This is a genomic window from Gracilibacillus salinarum (assembly GCF_022919575.1).
In the GTDB taxonomy this organism is placed as follows: domain Bacteria; phylum Bacillota; class Bacilli; order Bacillales; family Amphibacillaceae; genus Gracilibacillus; species Gracilibacillus salinarum.
In genome coordinates, this window is sequence record NZ_CP095071.1 from 126573 (window position 1) to 144833 (window position 18261).

The 18261-nt window shown below is 37.2% G+C and carries 20 protein-coding genes; 13 read left to right on the plus strand and 7 right to left on the minus strand.

Annotated elements, in window-relative coordinates:
- Positions 1–338: 338 nt before the first annotated feature.
- Positions 339–1115, plus strand: coding sequence for a Cof-type HAD-IIB family hydrolase (locus tag MUN87_RS00585; RefSeq protein ID WP_244744555.1), 777 nt, complete (start codon positions 339–341; stop codon positions 1113–1115).
- A 46-nt stretch (positions 1116–1161) separates the two neighbouring features.
- Here MUN87_RS00585 and def read toward each other — a convergent pair whose 3' ends face one another.
- Complete coding sequence (gene def, locus MUN87_RS00590) at positions 1162–1716, minus strand: peptide deformylase (RefSeq protein ID WP_244744574.1); 555 nt, start codon at positions 1714–1716, stop codon at positions 1162–1164.
- A gap of 170 nt (positions 1717–1886) precedes the next feature.
- Between def and MUN87_RS00595 the strand changes: the two genes are divergently transcribed.
- The 6 genes from MUN87_RS00595 to MUN87_RS00620 all read left to right on the plus strand — a co-directional run bounded on the left by MUN87_RS00595 (position 1887) and on the right by MUN87_RS00620 (position 9843).
- Positions 1887–2531 carry a YkyA family protein gene (locus MUN87_RS00595; RefSeq protein ID WP_244744576.1) on the plus strand — a complete coding sequence of 215 codons (645 nt, stop codon included), beginning with the start codon at positions 1887–1889 and terminating at the stop codon, positions 2529–2531.
- Positions 2532–3318: 787 nt separating this feature from the next.
- Complete coding sequence (pdhA, locus tag MUN87_RS00600) at positions 3319–4401, plus strand: pyruvate dehydrogenase (acetyl-transferring) E1 component subunit alpha (protein ID WP_244744578.1); 1083 nt, start codon at positions 3319–3321, stop codon at positions 4399–4401.
- Positions 4402–4404: 3 nt separating this feature from the next.
- On the plus strand, positions 4405–5382 hold the full coding sequence (locus MUN87_RS00605) for an alpha-ketoacid dehydrogenase subunit beta (RefSeq protein WP_244744581.1): 978 nt from the start codon (positions 4405–4407) through the stop codon (positions 5380–5382).
- Positions 5383–5412: 30 nt separating this feature from the next.
- Complete coding sequence (locus MUN87_RS00610) at positions 5413–6702, plus strand: dihydrolipoamide acetyltransferase family protein (RefSeq protein WP_244744583.1); 1290 nt, start codon at positions 5413–5415, stop codon at positions 6700–6702.
- A 3-nt stretch (positions 6703–6705) separates the two neighbouring features.
- Positions 6706–8115, plus strand: coding sequence for a dihydrolipoyl dehydrogenase (gene lpdA, locus MUN87_RS00615; protein WP_244744593.1), 1410 nt, complete (start codon positions 6706–6708; stop codon positions 8113–8115).
- A 792-nt stretch (positions 8116–8907) separates the two neighbouring features.
- On the plus strand, positions 8908–9843 hold the full coding sequence (locus MUN87_RS00620) for a polysaccharide deacetylase family protein (protein ID WP_244744596.1): 936 nt from the start codon (positions 8908–8910) through the stop codon (positions 9841–9843).
- A gap of 108 nt (positions 9844–9951) precedes the next feature.
- Here MUN87_RS00620 and MUN87_RS00625 read toward each other — a convergent pair whose 3' ends face one another.
- On the minus strand, positions 9952–11421 hold the full coding sequence (locus MUN87_RS00625; protein WP_305037455.1) for an aminotransferase class I/II-fold pyridoxal phosphate-dependent enzyme: 1470 nt from the start codon (positions 11419–11421) through the stop codon (positions 9952–9954).
- 145 nt (positions 11422–11566) lie between these two features.
- On the opposite strand from MUN87_RS00625, the gene MUN87_RS00630 reads away from it, so the two are divergent.
- Positions 11567–11836, plus strand: a complete 270-nt coding sequence (locus MUN87_RS00630) for a UPF0223 family protein (protein WP_244744607.1) — start codon at positions 11567–11569, stop codon at positions 11834–11836.
- A 45-nt stretch (positions 11837–11881) separates the two neighbouring features.
- Here MUN87_RS00630 and MUN87_RS00635 read toward each other — a convergent pair whose 3' ends face one another.
- Positions 11882–12502, minus strand: coding sequence for a DUF1054 domain-containing protein (locus MUN87_RS00635; RefSeq protein WP_244744610.1), 621 nt, complete (start codon positions 12500–12502; stop codon positions 11882–11884).
- Between the two features lie 142 nt (positions 12503–12644).
- On the opposite strand from MUN87_RS00635, the gene MUN87_RS00640 reads away from it, so the two are divergent.
- Positions 12645–13448: an inositol monophosphatase family protein gene (locus MUN87_RS00640; RefSeq protein WP_244744612.1), complete on the plus strand. Its 804-nt coding sequence runs from the start codon at positions 12645–12647 to the stop codon at positions 13446–13448.
- A 32-nt stretch (positions 13449–13480) separates the two neighbouring features.
- Here the strand turns inward: MUN87_RS00640 and MUN87_RS00645 are convergent, their stop codons facing one another.
- Complete coding sequence (locus MUN87_RS00645) at positions 13481–13654, minus strand: DUF5325 family protein (protein WP_244744629.1); 174 nt, start codon at positions 13652–13654, stop codon at positions 13481–13483.
- Between the two features lie 117 nt (positions 13655–13771).
- Here MUN87_RS00645 and MUN87_RS00650 point away from each other — a divergent pair, with 117 nt between their 5' ends.
- The gene (locus tag MUN87_RS00650; RefSeq protein WP_244744632.1) at positions 13772–14155 is read left to right on the plus strand and encodes a YlaH-like family protein; all 384 of its coding nucleotides are present in this window, start codon (positions 13772–13774) and stop codon (positions 14153–14155) included.
- A gap of 24 nt (positions 14156–14179) precedes the next feature.
- On the opposite strand, the gene MUN87_RS00655 is transcribed toward MUN87_RS00650, so the two are convergent.
- The gene (locus tag MUN87_RS00655; protein WP_244744635.1) at positions 14180–14386 is read right to left on the minus strand and encodes a YlaI family protein; all 207 of its coding nucleotides are present in this window, start codon (positions 14384–14386) and stop codon (positions 14180–14182) included.
- Between the two features lie 138 nt (positions 14387–14524).
- Here MUN87_RS00655 and MUN87_RS00660 point away from each other — a divergent pair, with 138 nt between their 5' ends.
- Positions 14525–14785, plus strand: coding sequence for a YbyB family protein (locus MUN87_RS00660; protein ID WP_244744637.1), 261 nt, complete (start codon positions 14525–14527; stop codon positions 14783–14785).
- A gap of 311 nt (positions 14786–15096) precedes the next feature.
- On the opposite strand, the gene MUN87_RS00665 is transcribed toward MUN87_RS00660, so the two are convergent.
- Positions 15097–15684 (minus strand): YhcN/YlaJ family sporulation lipoprotein, encoded by a 588-nt coding sequence (locus MUN87_RS00665; protein WP_244744650.1) that lies wholly within the window; start codon positions 15682–15684, stop codon positions 15097–15099.
- Positions 15685–15860: 176 nt separating this feature from the next.
- A complete protein-coding gene (locus tag MUN87_RS00670) occupies positions 15861–16313 on the minus strand; it encodes a hypothetical protein (RefSeq protein WP_244744652.1) in 453 nt (150 codons plus the stop codon).
- Positions 16314–16596: 283 nt separating this feature from the next.
- Between MUN87_RS00670 and MUN87_RS00675 the strand changes: the two genes are divergently transcribed.
- Together MUN87_RS00675 and ftsW are read left to right on the plus strand one after the other, a co-directional pair.
- Positions 16597–16887 (plus strand): Fpa/YlaN family protein, encoded by a 291-nt coding sequence (locus MUN87_RS00675; RefSeq protein ID WP_439649639.1) that lies wholly within the window; start codon positions 16597–16599, stop codon positions 16885–16887.
- Positions 16888–17026: 139 nt separating this feature from the next.
- The gene (gene ftsW / locus MUN87_RS00680) at positions 17027–18217 is read left to right on the plus strand and encodes a putative lipid II flippase FtsW (protein WP_244744663.1); all 1191 of its coding nucleotides are present in this window, start codon (positions 17027–17029) and stop codon (positions 18215–18217) included.
- The last annotated feature ends 44 nt before the right edge of the window (positions 18218–18261 follow it).

Consider the following 18261-nt stretch of genomic DNA (forward strand, 5'->3'; position numbering starts at 1 on the left):
TTTTTCCGTAAAACTTCCCGCATGCGCCGTTTTAATTTTTCTCTTAAACGTTTTAACATAAGTGTTGCCAACTCCTTCCTATGCATTATAGAAAAGACAAGCAAAGCATGTGTTCAACGAACCGATCCAATCCCTATTACTATATAGTATAGTATGATTTGCTAAATATTGAAACAAAAAAGCTAAGAAAAATGAAATATTTTCAACCAAACCCGTTTTTCATGATACTTACAGCTAGTTCTTTTATTTAGTTTTGACTTTCAATATTATACTTATTCACTTTATTCATGATATAATGATGCGTGTTTGTGTAGAAATAAAAATAAAGGAGAATGACTTTGGGACAGAAAATTGTGTTCCTGGATATTGACGGCACCATCCTTGACCACGACAAACAAATACCGCCAGCTTCAAAAGCTGCAATTGCTGAACTTCAGGAATCAGGTATTATTGTTTCGATTGCTACAGGTCGAGCGCCTTTTATGATCCAGGATATTTTAAAAGAATTGAATCTAAATACGTACATCAGCTTTAATGGACAGTATGCTGTGCATAATGGAGAAGTTATTTATCAGAATCCGATTTCAGATAAATTGTTATCGGAATTAACTAATTATAGTGTGAAGAAAGGCCATCCACTTGTATACCAAAGTGTTGATGATATGCGTTCTTCAGTAAGTGACCACCCTCATATTATTGAAAGTATGGGAAGCCTTAAATTAGATCATCCGCTAGTCGATACTGAATACTATCAAGATAATCCTATCTATCAGGTACTGGTATTTAATGAAGCAGAGGAACAGTTTCAATATGAAGCTGATTTTCCCGATCTGCGCTTTGTAAGATGGCATCCATTCTCTTGTGATGTCTTGCCTGGTATCGGTTCTAAAGCAAATGGAATCAAGGAATGCATCGAAGCCTTAAATATTGATTGGGAAGATACGTATGCATTTGGTGATGGATTAAATGATTTAGAAATGATTGACGCTGTACACACAGGTGTTGCCATGGGTAACGGTGTGCAGGAAGTGAAAGATGTAGCAAGTCTTGTGACAGACGATGTTGATCAGGATGGTTTAAGTAAAGCGATGAGGAAGCTTTCACTGATCAAATAATAAAAAACCCCGGTCTCTGAATGTTCGGAACCGGGGTTTACTTATTTTACTGGTCGCATGCTTTGGCATTCTCAGGTACAAAGAATGGATCCTGTTTATTAATGTGATCATAAAACATGACTCCGTTTAAGTGGTCTATCTCATGCTGAAATACAATCGCCGCATAGCCTCTTAATTTGATTTTGATTTCGTTTCCTTCTAAATCTGTTGCTTTTACCGTTATTTTTTGATAACGAGGAACATAACCTGGGACCTCTCTATCTACTGATAAACATCCTTCACCACCAGATAAAAACGTAAGCGCAACAGAGTGGCTTACAATTTTGGGATTAAACAGGCCATAGCTATATTCATTCTCATCGAAATCTTGAAAATGAACGGCCATCATCCGTTTTGAAATACCGATCTGTGGTGCAGCTAACCCAACACCTGCACGCAATCCGTATTTTTCTGCTATTTCATCGTCCTGACTGTTCTGAAGGAACTGCAGCATTTCTTCTAACGTTTCCTTTTCTTCTTTTGTTGGGGGTAAAGCTACTTCTTCTGCTGATTTCGTCAGGATCGGGTTACCTTCTCTGACGATGTCATCCATAGTAATCATTGCATTGCTCCTTTTCATCATATTCGTAATTACTATCATATCGAAAAATGCATAAAAAATATAGAATTCGCATATTCATTTCTTAGAATTATACAAATGATATGTAATTTTATGTTATAATGAATTGACTTATTAAACAATGATGTTGTTTTTAGGAGGATTTCGGGAATATGAGGAGATTATTACTGGCTACTTTCTTGCTTGTATTGTTTTTAGCAGGATGCAGTGGAGACTCAGTTGCTAATGACATGTACGAACACCTTGAACAGACAGTAGAATTAGAGCAGCCATTCGCAGAACAGCAAGAGCCTTTCTCAGCCTTGGAGCAGGAAGAACAGGATTTGTATAATCAAATCATCGAACTGTCAGCTGATGAAATGGACAAAATTACGTCACTATCAGATCAAGCAATTGCTACCATTGAAGAACGTAAGCAATTGTTACAAACAGAATTGGATAGTATGAACAAAGCAGAAGAAGAATTTACAAAAGTAAAAGAGTATGTAGAAGATTTAGACGAAGAACCGAAAAAAGTAGCACAAGAGCTTGTAGATACGATGGAACAACGCTACGAAGCTTATCAGCAGTTACATGATGCATATGTGAGTTCATTGGAACAAGATCAGAAATTATACGAATTGTTTAAGAAAGAAGATTTAAAAGAAGAAGACCTCCGTAGTCAAATCGAAACGGTAAATCAATCTTACGATAAAGTTATGGAGCACAATACTAATTTTAACGAATTAACGGATACATACAATCAATTAAAACAGAATTTTTATGATGCAGTCGAATTAAATGTAGTATATGAGTAAAGCTTTCGGACTCCGAAGGCTTTTTTATTTGTCAAGAATGAAAGGTACAGTCCCAACTGAGAATTATTGAGGTTAATGCGAAGCACTAGTGCTTATTGCTGCAACGTATATAAAGGTGAAAACCAGCGGTATTCTAGCACATTAAATATCTCAATATGGATGCTCTGCTAGCAATGGCTAGACATAATCCATATTATAGCAAGTTGTTTATTAATTAAGTCATTAGGTCCGGGCGGGATATGCCTGGTTTCTCTAAAATGCTCAAAAATGTCTTTACACATCTAGCAGAAGTGAAACGTATTCTTGCTTAATTACGTGAAATGGCTTCTCATAATATGTAAATTAGAATTTAGTGCGATTTAATAGCACGGTTTTTCCTGGTTATGGAAGTAACGATGTATCTTAATAGATGAATTAATTGTTGATTTATGCGCTTATTTAATAAACAATTTATAGTACAGATGCTAAAAGAAAATGAAACAGATCAATGTAAACCGCTTACATTTTAGCGGTAAAGCATCCTGTATAGTTCTTGAGGAAAATATTATTAATTATTGCAAAGTGTTTGACCAACTGCTTTCAATAAGCTAAACTGTATATGAGCCAAAATTGTACCAATATTAATTACCGGATCTTATGTAACAGTTTTTAATTACATAAGCTGATTAAATATTGATCGAAAAGGGTAAAGCATTAATAATGACTTTGGTACAGATTTTTTAATCTTTTGGGAAAGCTAATTTTGATAAATTAAATTAGGTATTGAGAAAGGAAGAGGTGAATTCTGTTGAAACGTACAATTGAAAATATTGAAGAACAGTTCCAAACGTTTCAAATTCTGAATGAAGACGGCAAGATCGTTAACGAAGATGCTATGCCTGAACTCTCAGATGAAGATTTAAAAGAAATTATGTATCGTATGGTGTATACAAGAATTCTTGATCAGCGTTCTATTGCATTAAACCGTCAAGGTCGTTTAGGTTTCTATGCACCAACTGCAGGACAAGAGGCTTCTCAACTAGGGACACAATTTGCTCTGGAGAAAGAAGATTTTATTTTACCTGGGTATCGTGATGTTCCACAATTGATTTGGCATGGCCTTCCGCTATACCAAGCATTCTTATTCTCCCGTGGTCATTATCATGGAAACCAAATGCCAGAAGGTGTTAATGCATTAAGTCCACAAATTATTATTGGTGCACAGTATACACAAGCAGCTGGTGTAGCACTAGGTATGAAAAAACGCGGCAGCAAATCTGTTGCGATTACTTATACAGGTGATGGTGGTACTTCCCAAGGTGACTTCTATGAAGGTATTAACTTTGCAGGTGCTTATCAAGCTCCAGCTATTTTTGTTGTGCAAAATAATAAATTTGCAATTTCAGTTCCAGTTGAGAAACAAACTGCTGCTGAGACACTAGCACAAAAAGCAGTTGCTGCTGGTATCGAAGGTATTCAAGTTGATGGAATGGACGTGCTTGCTGTTTATGCTGCAACGCAAGAAGCAAGAGAACGTGCAATCAACGGTGAAGGTCCGACATTAATCGAAACTTTAACATATCGCTATGGTCCACACACTATGGCTGGTGACGATCCAACTCGTTATCGTACCGAAGATATGGATAGCGAATGGGAGAAGAAAGACCCAATCGTTCGTTTCCGTAAATTCTTAGAAGAAAAAGGCTTATGGTCTGAAGAAGAAGAAAACGAAGTAATCGATAAAGCAAAAGAAGAAATTAAAGCAGCAATTAAGAAAACCGATGAACAACCAAAACAAAAAGTGACGGATCTTATCGGTAACATGTATGAAGAACTTCCAGCTCACTTGCAGGAACAAATGGAAGAATTTAAAGCAAAGGAGTCGAAGTAAATCATGGCTCAAATGACAATGATCCAAGCAATTACTGATGCATTAAGAACAGAACTGAAAAATGATGAAAATGTACTTGTATACGGTGAAGACGTTGGTCAAAATGGTGGGGTATTCCGTGCTACGGAAGGACTTCAGGACGAATTCGGTGAAGACCGTGTATTTGATACGCCGCTAGCAGAGTCAGGCATTGCAGGTATCTCACTTGGACTTGCTACACAAGGCTTCCGTCCGGTACCTGAGATCCAATTCTTCGGTTTCGTATACGAAGCTATGGATGCTATTAACGGTCAGATGGCACGTTTGCGTTATCGTTCTGGTAACACAATGAATGCACCGGTGACAATTCGTTCACCATTTGGTGGCGGGGTTCATACGCCTGAACTTCACGCGGATTCATTAGAAGGACTTATTGCGCAACAGCCAGGTATGAAGGTAGTTATTCCTTCTGGCCCGTATGATGCAAAAGGTTTATTAATTCAATCTATTCGCGATAACGACCCAGTTGTGTTCTTAGAGCACATGAAGCTATATCGTTCTTTCCGTGAAGAAGTACCTGAAGATGAGTATACGCTTGAATTAGGAAAAGCGAATATTAAACGTGAAGGTAACGACGTAACATTAATTGCTTACGGTGCAATGGTACAATCTTCACTTAAAGCAGCAGAAGAACTAGAAAAAGACGGTATCGATGCAGAAGTTATCGACTTGCGAACTGTAATGCCAATTGATTTCGAGACGATCATAAAATCTGTTGAGAAAACCAATCGTGTAGTATTTGTTCAAGAGGCACAACGTCAAGCTGGTATGGCTTCTTATGTTGTAGCTCAAATTCAAGAGCGTGCAATTTTACACTTAGAAGCACCGATCTTAACAGTTGCTGCTCCTGATACAGTATATGCTTTCACACAAGCAGAAGAAGTTTGGTTACCAAACTATAACGATATTATCGAAAAAGTAAACAAAGTCATCAATTTCTAAAACAATATTACGAGACGGGAGGTCATTTGAATGGCTTTTGAATTTAAATTGCCTGACATTGGTGAAGGTATCCATGAAGGTGAAATTGTAAAGTGGTTTGTAAAAGCTGGGGAAGAAATTAAAGAAGACGACGTTATTTGTGAAGTGCAAAATGACAAAGCTGTCGTGGAAATTCCATCTCCAGTTGACGGAACGGTTAAAGAGGTTCATTTCGATGAAGGCTCTGTAGCGACAGTTGGTGAAACAATCATTACCATCGATGCTGAAGGTTATGAAGATGAAGGGGCTTCTGATGATAATGACTCACAGAAGGAAGAAGCACCTAAAGAAGAAGCAAAAGAAGAAAAAGATACAAGCTCAGACAGTGAAACAAAACAAAAGCCAGCAGCTAAGGATGAAAACAACCGCGTTATTGCGATGCCTTCTGTTCGTAAATATGCTCGTGATAACAATGTGGATATTGCAGAAGTCCAAGGCTCAGGTAAAAATAACCGTGTATTAAGAGACGATATTGACGCCTTCTTAAATGGTGGTCAAAAAGCTGATACACAAGAATCAGCAGCAGAATCAACAGATGCAGCTCAATCTTCTCAATCAGCGGCAGCTCCAGCAGGAGAATTCCCTGAAACTCGTGAGAAAATGAGTGGTATTCGTAAAGCAATCGCAAATGCAATGGTTAATTCTAAACATAAAGCGCCACACGTTACATTACATGATGAAATCGATGTAACAGAGTTAGTTGCACACCGTAAGAAGTTTAAACCAGTTGCAGCAGAACAAGATGTAAAACTTACTTATTTACCATATGTAGTAAAAGCATTAGTTTCTGCTTTAAACAAATATCCAATTTTAAATGCATCTATTGATGATGAAACAGATGAAATCGTCAGCAAACATTACTATAATATTGGTATTGCTGCAGATACAGAAAAAGGTCTGTTAGTACCAGTAGTAAAAAATGCAGATGCTAAATCCATTTTCGGTATCTCTAGTGAAATTAATGAATTAGCTGGTAAAGCAAGAGAAGGGAAACTTGCTCCGAATGAAATGAAAGGTGCATCTTGTACTATTTCTAACATCGGATCAGCTGGTGGACAATGGTTTACACCTGTAATTAATTACCCGGAAGCAGCTATTCTAGGTATTGGTCGTATTGCTGAAAAACCGGTTGTTCGTGATGGTGAAATTGTCGTAGCACCTGTACTTGCATTATCATTAAGCTTCGATCACCGTATTGTTGATGGTGCTACAGCACAAATGGCAATGAATCAAATCAAACGTCTATTAGCAGACCCACAATTAATTATGATGGAGGGGTAATAAATGGTAGTTGGAGATTTTCCAGTTGAATTAGATACGCTTGTAGTTGGAGCAGGACCTGGGGGATATGTTGCCGCAATTCGTGCTGCACAGACAGGTCAAAAAGTAACAGTTGTAGAAAAAGGTAATGTAGGTGGCGTATGTTTAAACGTAGGCTGTATTCCTTCAAAAGCCTTAATTGAAGCTAGTCACAAAGCAGAACATGCCCATGGTGATGAAGCATTAGGAATCAAAACTGAAAATGTTTCAGTAGATTTCTCAAAAGTACAAGAATGGAAAGGTACTGTTGTCAATAAATTAACCGGTGGTGTATCTGGTTTATTAAAAGCCAACAAAATCGATCTTGTACAAGGCGAAGTTTACTTTGTTGACAAAAATACTGTGAAGGTAATGGATGACAAAAATTCACAAACTTACACATTCAAGCATTGTATTATTGCAACAGGTTCTCGTCCAATTGAGTTACCAACTTTCAAATACTCTGATCGTGTCCTTGATTCAACAGGCGCTCTTAATCTAAAAGATATTCCTAAGAAGCTTGTTGTAATCGGTGGTGGATATGTAGGTACAGAGTTAGGTACTGCATATGCTAACTTCGGTACAGAAGTAACGATTCTTGAAGGTATGAAAGATATTCTTGGTGGATTCGAAAAACAAATGAGTGCCCTTGTGAAGAAAAAGCTTAAGAGCAAAGGCGTTACTATTGTAACTGAAGCAATGGCTAAAGGTGTAGAAGAAACGAAAGATGGCGTGAAAGTATCATATGAAGCCAATGGTAAGGAAGAAACGGTTGACGCGGATTATGTATTAGTAACAGTTGGTCGTAAGCCAAATACAGATGAATTAGGTCTTGAGCAAGTTGGTATTGATATGACGGACAAAGGTCTAATCAATATCGACGATCAGTGCCGAACAAATGTTGATAGCATTTTTGCAATTGGTGATATTGTAGCTGGACCTCCACTTGCGCACAAAGCATCTTACGAAGGTAAAGTTGCAGCAGAAGTTATCGCTGGTGAAAATTCTGTAATCGACTATCTAGCTATTCCAGCAGTAGTTTTCTCTGATCCGGAATTAGCAACAGTAGGTTACAATGAGGAAGAGGCGAAAGAAGCTGGTTATGATGTAGCAGCTTCTAAATTCCCATTCGCAGCTAATGGTCGTGCACTTTCCTTAAATGCTGGTGAAGGTTTCCTTAAACTGATCACTCGCAAAAATGACGGATTAATTATCGGTGGTCAAATTGCTGGTCCAAATGCTAGTGATATGGTTGCTGAAGTTGGTCTTGCAATCGAAGCTGGTATGACAGTTGAAGACTTAGCTTTAACAATCCATGCTCACCCTACATTAGGTGAAATCACAATGGAAGCAGCGGAAGTTGCAATGGGTACACCAATCCATATTACCAAATAAATAAAAATGAAAAGAGTCTGCAATGTTGCAGGCTCTTTTTTATGAGCCAAGAAAGGAAAAAAGTGCAGTCACAGCAGTAAAATATTGAACATGAAGTTTAGTTCCTATAATATGGATTATGTTAACTAGCAGCTTAGTGGTGATTTTGAAATATTATGTGTGCTATGACACCGCTCCAGCCAACCACTTCGCGTCCTGCGGGGCACGGCTGAAGCTAACTTTGTGAAGAAGGGCGCTTCACAAAGTGGATCTTCAGCGCCTGCCTGTCCCGCGGGAGTCTACGTGGTTGGCCTGCGCTAGTATGATGCTCTACAACTAATTTGACAGGAAGGATATGGACCGTTACCTGCATGGATTAGCCACCGTTTTTGATGATTTATAATACCTAGCACAACTGCTTATAGCTATTTTAATGGTTGTAGAACTTCCCTAAAGCGTAGGAAATAGGCGGAGACTCCCGTGGAATCAGCGCGAGCTGAAGATCCACTTAGGGAAGAAAAGAATTTTCTTTTCTAAGTTAGCTGAAGCCGTGCCCACAGGACGCGGAGCCTATTTCTGGAGCTTTGCTAAGCAGATAAAATATATCAAAATGATCATTCTGCAATACAGCCTTTGTTGACATAATCCATATTATAAGAAGTGGTTTATTAATTAAGTTAATTAGGACTGGGCGGGATTACCTCATACTATTTTCCTTATTTTTGTAAAACTAAACATTTCGGTTCAATCCCAGGTGCTTTTTGGGTTAGAATAAAGGAGTGGACAATCACTATGTTAAAGGAGGAACAAAATGTGTTAAAAAAATACATAACAATTATGCTATTCGGTTTATTGCTATTTATCGTAGCTTGTGGTGATGATCAAAATCAGACAAGTAGTGAAAATGAAGAGGGAGAAGACCAAGCTGTCGAGGCAGGGAATCAATCAGATAGCGCTAACGGTGATGATACCGAAGATGACTCGCAACAAACCTCAAATGAGGAAGCTACTGATGAAAATGAAAGCAACTCAGAAAGTACAAGTGAAGATACTGAGGAAGTAGAAAAAGAAGAAGAACAGCCAAAAGAAACTCTTTATAGAATAACAGATAATTGGAGCTTAGAGCCAATTAAAGAAAGTACTAATGAAAAAGTAGTGTTGCTCACTATTGATGACGTACCAGAAGAACATGCGGTGGAAATGGCTAAAACTTTGAAAGAATTGGATGCTCCCGCTATCTTTTTTGTCAATGGTCATTTTCTTGAATCAGAGGAAGGAAAGAATGAATTAAAACAAATTTATGAAATGGGATTTACAATAGGGAACCATACATATAATCATCAACAGTTATCAGTGGTGAAAGAAGAAAAGCAGAAAACAGAAATTCTTGAACTGAGCCAATTAATAGAAGAAATCATTGGAGAGAAACCTAAATTCTTTAGAGCTCCTCATGGTGACAATACGGATTTTGCCAAGCAATATGTAAAAGAACAAGGTATGTTATTAATGAATTGGACTTACGGTTACGACTATTTTGAACCATACATGGATCAGGAAAAATTGACGAAGGCGATGGTATCTGGTGAAGCTCCGGAAATAGACATTGATTATTCTTTGCTAAAACCTGGTGCTATTCTCTTAATGCATGATAGAGATTGGACAGCAGCAGCACTAAAAGATATTGTGACAGGTTTACGTGACAAAGGATATGAAATGGCAGATCCAGAAACAATTCAATTACCGGAATAACAATAAAACGGTTCTGATTAGCAAATGCTATATATCAGAACCGTTTTTGTCATATAAAAGTAATGAAGATGGGTAAAAGTGTGTGAGAAATTACTATAATGCTATGAACTATTTAAATGCAACGCGTTCTTTTAACACTCGAATAGTAGTTAGCGTTTCATCCTGCAAGCCTTGAACAGGTAGCCCCGATGCAACATTTTTGAATATATACGCTAAATTGTCTTCTGAAATGATTTCACCTGGGATAAAGATTGGAATCCCTGGTGGGTAGATCATGATTGACTCCGCACTTATTCTGCCTGCTGATTCAGCAAGTGGTATAATTTCATAATCCGCATAGAATGCTTCTCGCGGACTTACGGCTAAGAGCGGAATTTCAGGAATCGAAACATGTACTGCCCGTTCATTTGCTGTCTGACTAAAAGACTTTGTTAAAGCAGATAATGCTTGTAATAAATAATTGACATCTTCTTCGGTATCAGCAGTAGTTAAAATGCATAAAATATTGTACATGTCCGATAGTTCTACTTCAATGTTGTAATGATTCCGTAACCAGACTTCTGCATCATGTCCGGTAATACCTAAATCTTTTACCGATATAATGATCTTAGTCGGATCAAAATCATAGGTTGCCACTGTTCCTAAAATTTCTTCACCGGGACAATAAAGGTTCTCCATTTGATTTATGCTGTTCCTTGTATACGCAGCTAAATGGAGAACGTCGTGTAACAACTGTTTGCCATACTGATATAATCTCTTCCTTGCAACATCTAATGAAGCAAGCAATATATAAGAAGTCGATGTGGTTGTTAACATGGACATGACAGTTTGTACTCTTTCATGATTGATAAGTCCTTCTCTGACATTTAAGACAGAGCTTTGCGTCATGGAGCCACCTAATTTATGAACACTAGTAGCAGCCATATCAGCACCTGCTTGCATAGCAGACAGTGGAAGCTTCTCATGAAAATGAATATGTACACCATGCGCTTCATCGACGAGAACAGGTATGTGATGATCGTGTGATATTCGAACAATTTCCTTAAGATCAGCTGAAATACCGAAATAAGTAGGATTAATAACTAATACTGCTTTTGCATCAGGATGTGCATGCAATGCTTTGCTAACGGCATTTGGAGTAATACCGTGTGAAATACCAAGCTGATGATCAATTTCAGGGTGGATAAAGATTGGAATTGCTCCTGAAAAAATTAAAGCTGAAGTCACCGATTTATGAATATTTCTAGGTACAATAATTTTATCACCAGGTTCACAAACACTTAAGATCATCGTCATAATCGCACCACTGGTTCCTTGAACAGAGAAGAAAGTATGATCAGCACCAAAGGCTTTTGCCGCTAAATCTTGTGCATCTTTTATCATTCCTTTAGGATGATGCAGATCGTCTAAAGGTTCGATATTAATTAAGTCGATAGCTAAAGCATTAGGACCAATGAACTCAAGGAATTCAGGGTCAATACCTTTGCCGCCTTTATGACCTGGAATATGAAAAGCTGCAGGATTGTTTCTAATATGTTGTATTAATCCACTAAAAAGTGGTGTATCTAATTGATTCATGCCTGTCATCGAAACTCCTTTACCGGTTGAAATTGAAAGCACAAGGTATTATAGCAAATCAAACGATGAATAGCTAGCTATTTAGCTATACTTTCCTTAACGTACATGTTAAAATACGAACGAAGCTAATAAAGAGGTGTTTGTAATGAATTACAGTTATCCTATTGATGAAACCTGGACGACAGAAGAAATTGTAGATGTCGTCAATTATTTTTCCTTAATTGAAAAAGCATATGAAAAAGGTGTTCAAAAACAAGATCTGGTAGCAGCGTATAATCGTTATAAGCAAATTGTTCCTTCAAAAAGTGAAGAGAAACAATTAGATAAGCAATTTGAAAAGCAGTCAGGATATACACCTTTTCGTGTCATTAAAAAAGCGAAAGATCTTGGTAATCAGGATACCATTAAAATGTAAAGACTAACCCCTCAAGTGCAGGAGCACAGAGGGGTTCTGCTTTTTCTATACATTCATGGACGAACGATAAAGTGGTGCAAGCGTATGGATTGTATCACGAACTGTTTCTATAAACGCATCACCATCCTGAAGCAATGGATCATTAGCATCGATACGTCTGCCAATTAGGAATTCACCTTTTTTTACTTTTTTGAATCGTTCTAAACCATCTTGTAAATCAACTTCACTAAGTTTGGCTGCTTCGTTTTTCATATGATCAAGCGAAATATCAAAATGATCTGGTACAGTATTTTCGATATCCGTTATCTCCTGTAAGAATTTCTCAGCTATTTGTTGTTTGTGGGGCAACTCATAAATAAAGGCTAACCAAATAAATACATGGTCGTCCCATAATCCTACTTGGAAATGTGGATGTTTCTTATATCCTCTTTTATCATGACAATAGGCTGACCACGTGTCTTTTGGTGGATTTACGGTTCGTCTTGCATGTCTGGCGATATGGAGGTGCATATCATGCCCGGCTATCGACCTTAAATCTTCTTCTATCGCTTCGTATATATATCTAAACTTTGGCTGAATACGGTCTTGTATTGCTTCCATTCTTTCTTCAAGACCTTCTAATTGAAATGTTGCAAAATCTGTTTTGCTAAATCCACGGAACGTCATAAATTTTCACCTTTCTATTCTAATTATTATCATTATTAGTTTATACTAATTATTATGTAATTGCAAAGGAATACACTAGGTTTTTAAATACACAGAAAATTTGCTAAAATAGAAGTACATTATTTGGAATGGAGGATGGCTTATGAATACAGCCCTTCGACAAGAAATATATAAACATGCAACAAGTTGGATTTACGAAGCAGGTGCTTCTATTCGTAATCAGATAGATGATCAGTATCAAATTGATACAAAATCTAACGCAAATGACTTGGTTACAGAAGTGGATCGTTCTACTGAACAATATTTTGCTCAACAGATTCGGAATACATACCCGGACCATAAGATTGTAGGGGAAGAAGGATATGGTGACAAAATAGAGAATTTAGACGGAACAGTGTGGATTATTGATCCAATTGATGGAACGATGAATTTTGTCCATCAGAAACGTAATTTTGCTATATCCATAGGCATTTTCTTTGAAGGTGTTGGTGAAATTGGTCTCATTTATAATGTTATGGAAGACGTATTATATAGTGCGAAGAGAGGGGAAGGGGCGTTTAAAGACGATAAGCGGTTGCCATCTCTAAGTAAAGATGTCACGCTAGAAACGAGCATTATCGCGATGAATAGCTCATTAGCTTGTAAAAATCAAAGAATTAATGAACAAAAGGTACAGCAGTTAGTGCTTGATAGCAGAGGCGCGAGGTCATATGGTTCTGCCGCATTAGAATTTGCCTTCGTAGCTGAAGGGATTATTGATGCCTACTTAACCATGCGACTGGCACCTTGGGATTTTGCTGCGGGTATGATTCTTGTAAACGAAGTTGGTGGGGTCACCATGCAAGCCAACCAACAGCCGGTAAATTTGCTGGAGAAAAACACGATTCTGACTTGTAATAATCAGATTACAGAGCGGCTATTGTCTGATTACATTGAATTAAAATAAAAACATACTAGCAGTGAATAAATGCTAGTATGTTAACTTGCTTCTCGTTTCTTTAAGGATATACCAAAGCCCATCACTGCAAACCCTGCTAATAGGGCAATTAGAATAAACCAAGCACTTCTTAACGCAATGCCGACACCAGCTGCGCTGAAGCACAAGATTACTGTTAACGCTAGTAAAAATTTGGATAGCTGGAATTTCATCATGTCACCTCAATTAAAATATCGCTATAAACAGCATATCATAATTTATTATGAAATTGTATTTATCTGTCGTTTAAAGTATAATAGATTTGTTTGAATGTATATTTTTGGAGGTTACATATGCAATCAGGAACTGTAATAGAGGTACCGAATAATTTATGGCCAGTTGCGGATTTTTTTATGAAGGATCTGGGTGGGCAGGTTAATATAGCAAATGAAACAGAAATGGCTAGTATAATTAGAGGTTTTTTCTTCTTGTACTTGACCGTAGTTGTTCTGGCAATATTAGCTTATAAATTTGGATTTGCCAAGAAATTATCACCTCTACAATCATTCATCATCTATATTTTATTATTTGTTGGTATGTTCTTTTTAACTTTAATTTTTGGCTTAAACTTACCACTGGCTGAAAGTTTATTTATCATAGCTGTGGTCATGGGGGTTTATCGATTAAGGTTATTTCAAGAACGAAAACATAATAATCAAAAAAAAGCTGAACAATGAGCAATTGTTCAGCTTTTTTTATAATTAGGATAAATACTGGTCTTGTACTTCTTTTTTTCGGTATAATTTAAAATTTCCTGTTTTATGCCGCTTCATTGTATTTTCTTCTATTCGTTTATCACACTCTGGACATAGGTAAGTGTGGATTAGGCGGTTGCGCAATTTTTTGGCTTGTGGGCAATCGTTATCTATTTTATTTATTTTATCACATATGACACATTTTACTCGCATTGTCTCACCTCTAAGTCATGAAAATAATTTCATTACTATAATTGTAACATAAATTTGGTATTTACCATAGGTCATAATAAATGTTTGACTGGTGATACTAAGGGTATAGCTATACTAAGAATACACGAAAGGATGATAATGATGCAAAAACGAAATATGATCGGGATGGTTGGTGCAGCAGCTGGAGTAGCTACTATTTCTTATATGTTAATGGATAAGGATAAGCGGACAATGCTCATGGATAAATGGTCAGGTGTTAAAGATTATTTGAATACAGAAAATACGGACTTACCGATTGAGGAAGCTGGTGATCCTGGTAAAGATCAATTAGAAAATGCAGATATGGTTGCAGAAGGATCTCAGTTTGGCGTCGATTATTATAATAAAGTAAAACAATAAGAGGTCGTTTTCAATAAAAGAAACACCCTGCACTGTGGCGTGCAGGGTGCTTCTTTTTAACTGCAAAAATGTTAGCGTGACGTAGTGAATTTAGAATAAAAAATTCGACACTCGCTAATAGACGAGGCGAATGTCGAGTTTTTCTGATGAGTATAGAAAGTTTAAATTTTTTAGATTCGTACACTTTTTGACAGGAACAGCCGTGTCCAGCTTCAGCGCCCGTAATCTAGGCGACTTCCTGCATCGGCATCACTTGCTCACCGTGATTCCTTTATCTCAGTCGATGCCGCTCAGTCGCTGGCTTGCATATATTAATCCTTCTGATGATTGGATTGTTCATCATTAATTTCTTCCATTTCCTGTTTTTCTTGGTCTTCCATAATCTGTTTATTCTGATCGATGTTTTCCGTTTGCTTTTCATTTAACGGTAGTTCAGGCATCCAGCGACCGGTAATATTTGCTATCTCTTCGGTAAATGCCTCAATAGGATGGCCCTCTTGTATTTTTTCTCCCATTGCCTGTAGTCGTTTAAATACATCAGCATCTGCAATGATTATAGCTTTTCTACCGTATGGATCGTGTTCTAACGCTTCGAGAACGGCATATTTAATTGTACCAACCCGAGAACGATCAAGATCTTCATCTACATCAATACTGACGATCACCCCACGGTTCGTTATCAAGGCGGTTGCATCATTGACATTCGGAACTTGGCTCGCTATATTTGCTAAATATTGCGCTTTTTCCTGATTATCCATATCATCGCTAGGCGTTGGATCAGAGTTTTTAACTTGAACAGCACCAAGATCATCTGTATTTTGAGCTAAATCGTTATCTTGTACATCTTGTTGACAACCAAGTAAAACGAGGCTGAAACAGATAAAAATCAGATATTTCATTTTTAAAACCCTCCTTTTCCTATGTATATTTTTTGTCTAATTCAAAAAAATATACTCATGAGAAAAAAAGAAGGGTTCAAAAGTTTTTTACTGCTGTTTTGACAAAACGTCTGAAATTAAAAAATATTGCTTGATAACCAATCAGTACTTTTACATCTGATTTTGACTGAAGGCTTTTAGATAAATTCTATTGCTTGAATAGCTTTTACAGGGTTTTCCTGATTGGACCCATCACCATAATACAAATGGGCAGGACCGTCTTCTTTAATCTGTTTGCCATCAATAGAGAACAATAAAAACGAAGCTAATAAAGTTTCCGCAGAAATAGTATATGTATCCTCCGTTGTAATGATATTTACTTGCGTGGCGCTTTCATTTATTTCGGCATTTTCCACAAATTCACGAATAGGCATAACATACGAATAAGCCAACAATTCTTTTTTATTGTATTTTTTTACACTGTGATTCACAGGGGGCTTATTTAATTTACTTCCTGATTCTACCTTATTTTCTTCCTCAGACGTTTCCGAAAACGCATTCTCTAACTTTACTTTTCTGTCATCAAAAATCCAGACACTCGGATCTAACGTAATCGGGTACTTTACTTTTCCTTTAATTTGTATAATCACTCATTCTCACCTCATTCATTGTTGCGTTACTATTAAGGATAGCAGACAATTGGAGAAAATGCATTTATCAAGGTGCGGATAGAAACAAAGGGATCAAAAATTACGATAGGATCTGACTGTTTTATAAAGGAAATGAACCGATCATTACAAAATCTTATATAAATATTCATCTTGCTCGTACATATACATAATATTAAACTTGTTAACTAGTGTCCTATCTTGCATTTTTGCTAGGATCAAGGTATTATTACTAATAGAAGTATGAATACGGAGGGGATTTGAGTTGATACCTGAAGTGGCTGTAAGTAAAGAAGAGCAAGCCTATGCAATTTTGAAGGCTGATGCGGATAAAATATTGCAATTAATTAAAGTTCAAATAGATAACTTAACGATGCCACAGTGCCCTTTATATGAAGAAGTACTTGATACACAAATGTTTGGTTTATCAAAAGAAATAGATTTCGCTGTCCGCCTGGAACTGATTAGGGAAGAGGATGGTAAAGTGCTCTTAGATAATCTGGAAAAGCAGCTGAATGTACTGCATGAGGCGTCACAACAACATTATAGACGATAACTGAAAACTTTGCCCCATCATAGGCAAGGTTTTTGTTTTACTAGCTTGCTTCTCCTATTTATAATGTCCTATATTAATCATACATGATATTATGATAGAATAAGTTTGAACAATATACTAGATTCCGAGGTATCTGTTTATGAAACAAAAAAAGAAAACATTTGATTTTCTGTTAATGCTGTCACCAATTGTACTGGCGTGCTTTGGTATTGTGATGATTTACAGTGCGAGTATGGTCACATCGGTTATGAAGGATGATCCAGCCTACTATATGGCACTAAAACAAGGGATATGGCTCGTTCTGGGCTTGGTAGTATTTGTGTTTGCCAGCTATTTTAAATATACGTTTTATCAGAAGCTTTCCAAATGGATTGTTCTGATTATGTTTCTGGCATTATTCGCCGTTGAATTTATGGGGGCGACGCTTAATTCATCCAAATCATGGATTATAATCGGACCTTTTTCCATTCAGCCCGCTGAATTTGTGAAAATAGGCTTGATTATCTACCTATCCTCTATTTACACTAAAAAATTAGCTTATATCGGTGATTTCTTTAAAGGGGTATTACCACCACTAGTGATTACTTGTGCATTACTTGGATTAATTATTATGCAGCCGGATGTGGGGACTGCAGCGATTGTCTTCGCTATTGCCTGCACGATCATATTCAGTTCAGGAATTAAGTTCAAGCACTTGTCCTTGCTGATGCTTATTGGTTTGCTCGTATTAGTTGCAGTAGGTGTACAAATGTCAACGGATGAAAAGATTTCTCGATTCACTGGTGCTTATCAACCGTTTGAAGATCCAGATGATAGTGGATATCAATTGATACAATCTTACATAGCCATTGGTACCGGTGGAGTATCCGGTCTGGGAATTGGACAAGGTATTCAAAAGCTTGGCTATTTAACGCAGGCAGAAAGTGATTTTATAATGGCGGTCGTTGCAGAAGAATTAGGTGCATTTGGTGTCCTGTTTGTCCTTGCAGCGCTTAGCGTCATTGTCTTAAGAGGACTATTTATTGCAAAGAAATGCGAAAACCCTTTTGGGAGCCTGTTAGCGATAGGAATATCCTCTATGGTTGGAATCCAGGCCTGTATTAACTTAGGTGCGATCTCCGGTTTATTACCTATTACAGGTGTTACGTTACCATTTGTCAGTTATGGTGGCTCTTCCTTACTGGTATTACTATTTTCTATGGGGATATTAAATAATATTGCCCGTCATGTTAATTATCAGCGTTTTAGTGAAGAAACCGTCTTAACAGAAAGTGAAGAAACGAAAGCAAGTCCAGTAACAAAAAGATTCAAAAGAAATTTCTCATCTTGAAATAGGGATGGGACTTATATGACAAAGATGCTGAGACGAAAGAA

Coding starts and splice junctions, on each gene's coding strand:
- def (WP_244744574.1), bottom strand. CDS start 1,716: ATGATTACTATGGATGACATCGTCAGAGAAGGTAACCCGATCCTGACG.
- MUN87_RS00595 (WP_244744576.1), top strand. CDS start 1,887: ATGAGGAGATTATTACTGGCTACTTTCTTGCTTGTATTGTTTTTAGCA.
- MUN87_RS00605 (WP_244744581.1), top strand. CDS start 4,405: ATGGCTCAAATGACAATGATCCAAGCAATTACTGATGCATTAAGAACA.
- MUN87_RS00610 (WP_244744583.1), top strand. CDS start 5,413: ATGGCTTTTGAATTTAAATTGCCTGACATTGGTGAAGGTATCCATGAA.
- lpdA (WP_244744593.1), top strand. CDS start 6,706: ATGGTAGTTGGAGATTTTCCAGTTGAATTAGATACGCTTGTAGTTGGA.
- MUN87_RS00625 (WP_305037455.1), bottom strand. CDS start 11,421: ATGAATCAATTAGATACACCACTTTTTAGTGGATTAATACAACATATT.
- MUN87_RS00630 (WP_244744607.1), top strand. CDS start 11,567: ATGAATTACAGTTATCCTATTGATGAAACCTGGACGACAGAAGAAATT.
- MUN87_RS00635 (WP_244744610.1), bottom strand. CDS start 12,502: ATGACGTTCCGTGGATTTAGCAAAACAGATTTTGCAACATTTCAATTA.
- MUN87_RS00640 (WP_244744612.1), top strand. CDS start 12,645: ATGAATACAGCCCTTCGACAAGAAATATATAAACATGCAACAAGTTGG.
- MUN87_RS00645 (WP_244744629.1), bottom strand. CDS start 13,654: ATGATGAAATTCCAGCTATCCAAATTTTTACTAGCGTTAACAGTAATC.
- MUN87_RS00650 (WP_244744632.1), top strand. CDS start 13,772: ATGCAATCAGGAACTGTAATAGAGGTACCGAATAATTTATGGCCAGTT.
- MUN87_RS00655 (WP_244744635.1), bottom strand. CDS start 14,386: ATGCGAGTAAAATGTGTCATATGTGATAAAATAAATAAAATAGATAAC.
- MUN87_RS00660 (WP_244744637.1), top strand. CDS start 14,525: ATGATGCAAAAACGAAATATGATCGGGATGGTTGGTGCAGCAGCTGGA.
- MUN87_RS00665 (WP_244744650.1), bottom strand. CDS start 15,684: ATGAAATATCTGATTTTTATCTGTTTCAGCCTCGTTTTACTTGGTTGT.
- ftsW (WP_244744663.1), top strand. CDS start 17,027: ATGAAACAAAAAAAGAAAACATTTGATTTTCTGTTAATGCTGTCACCA.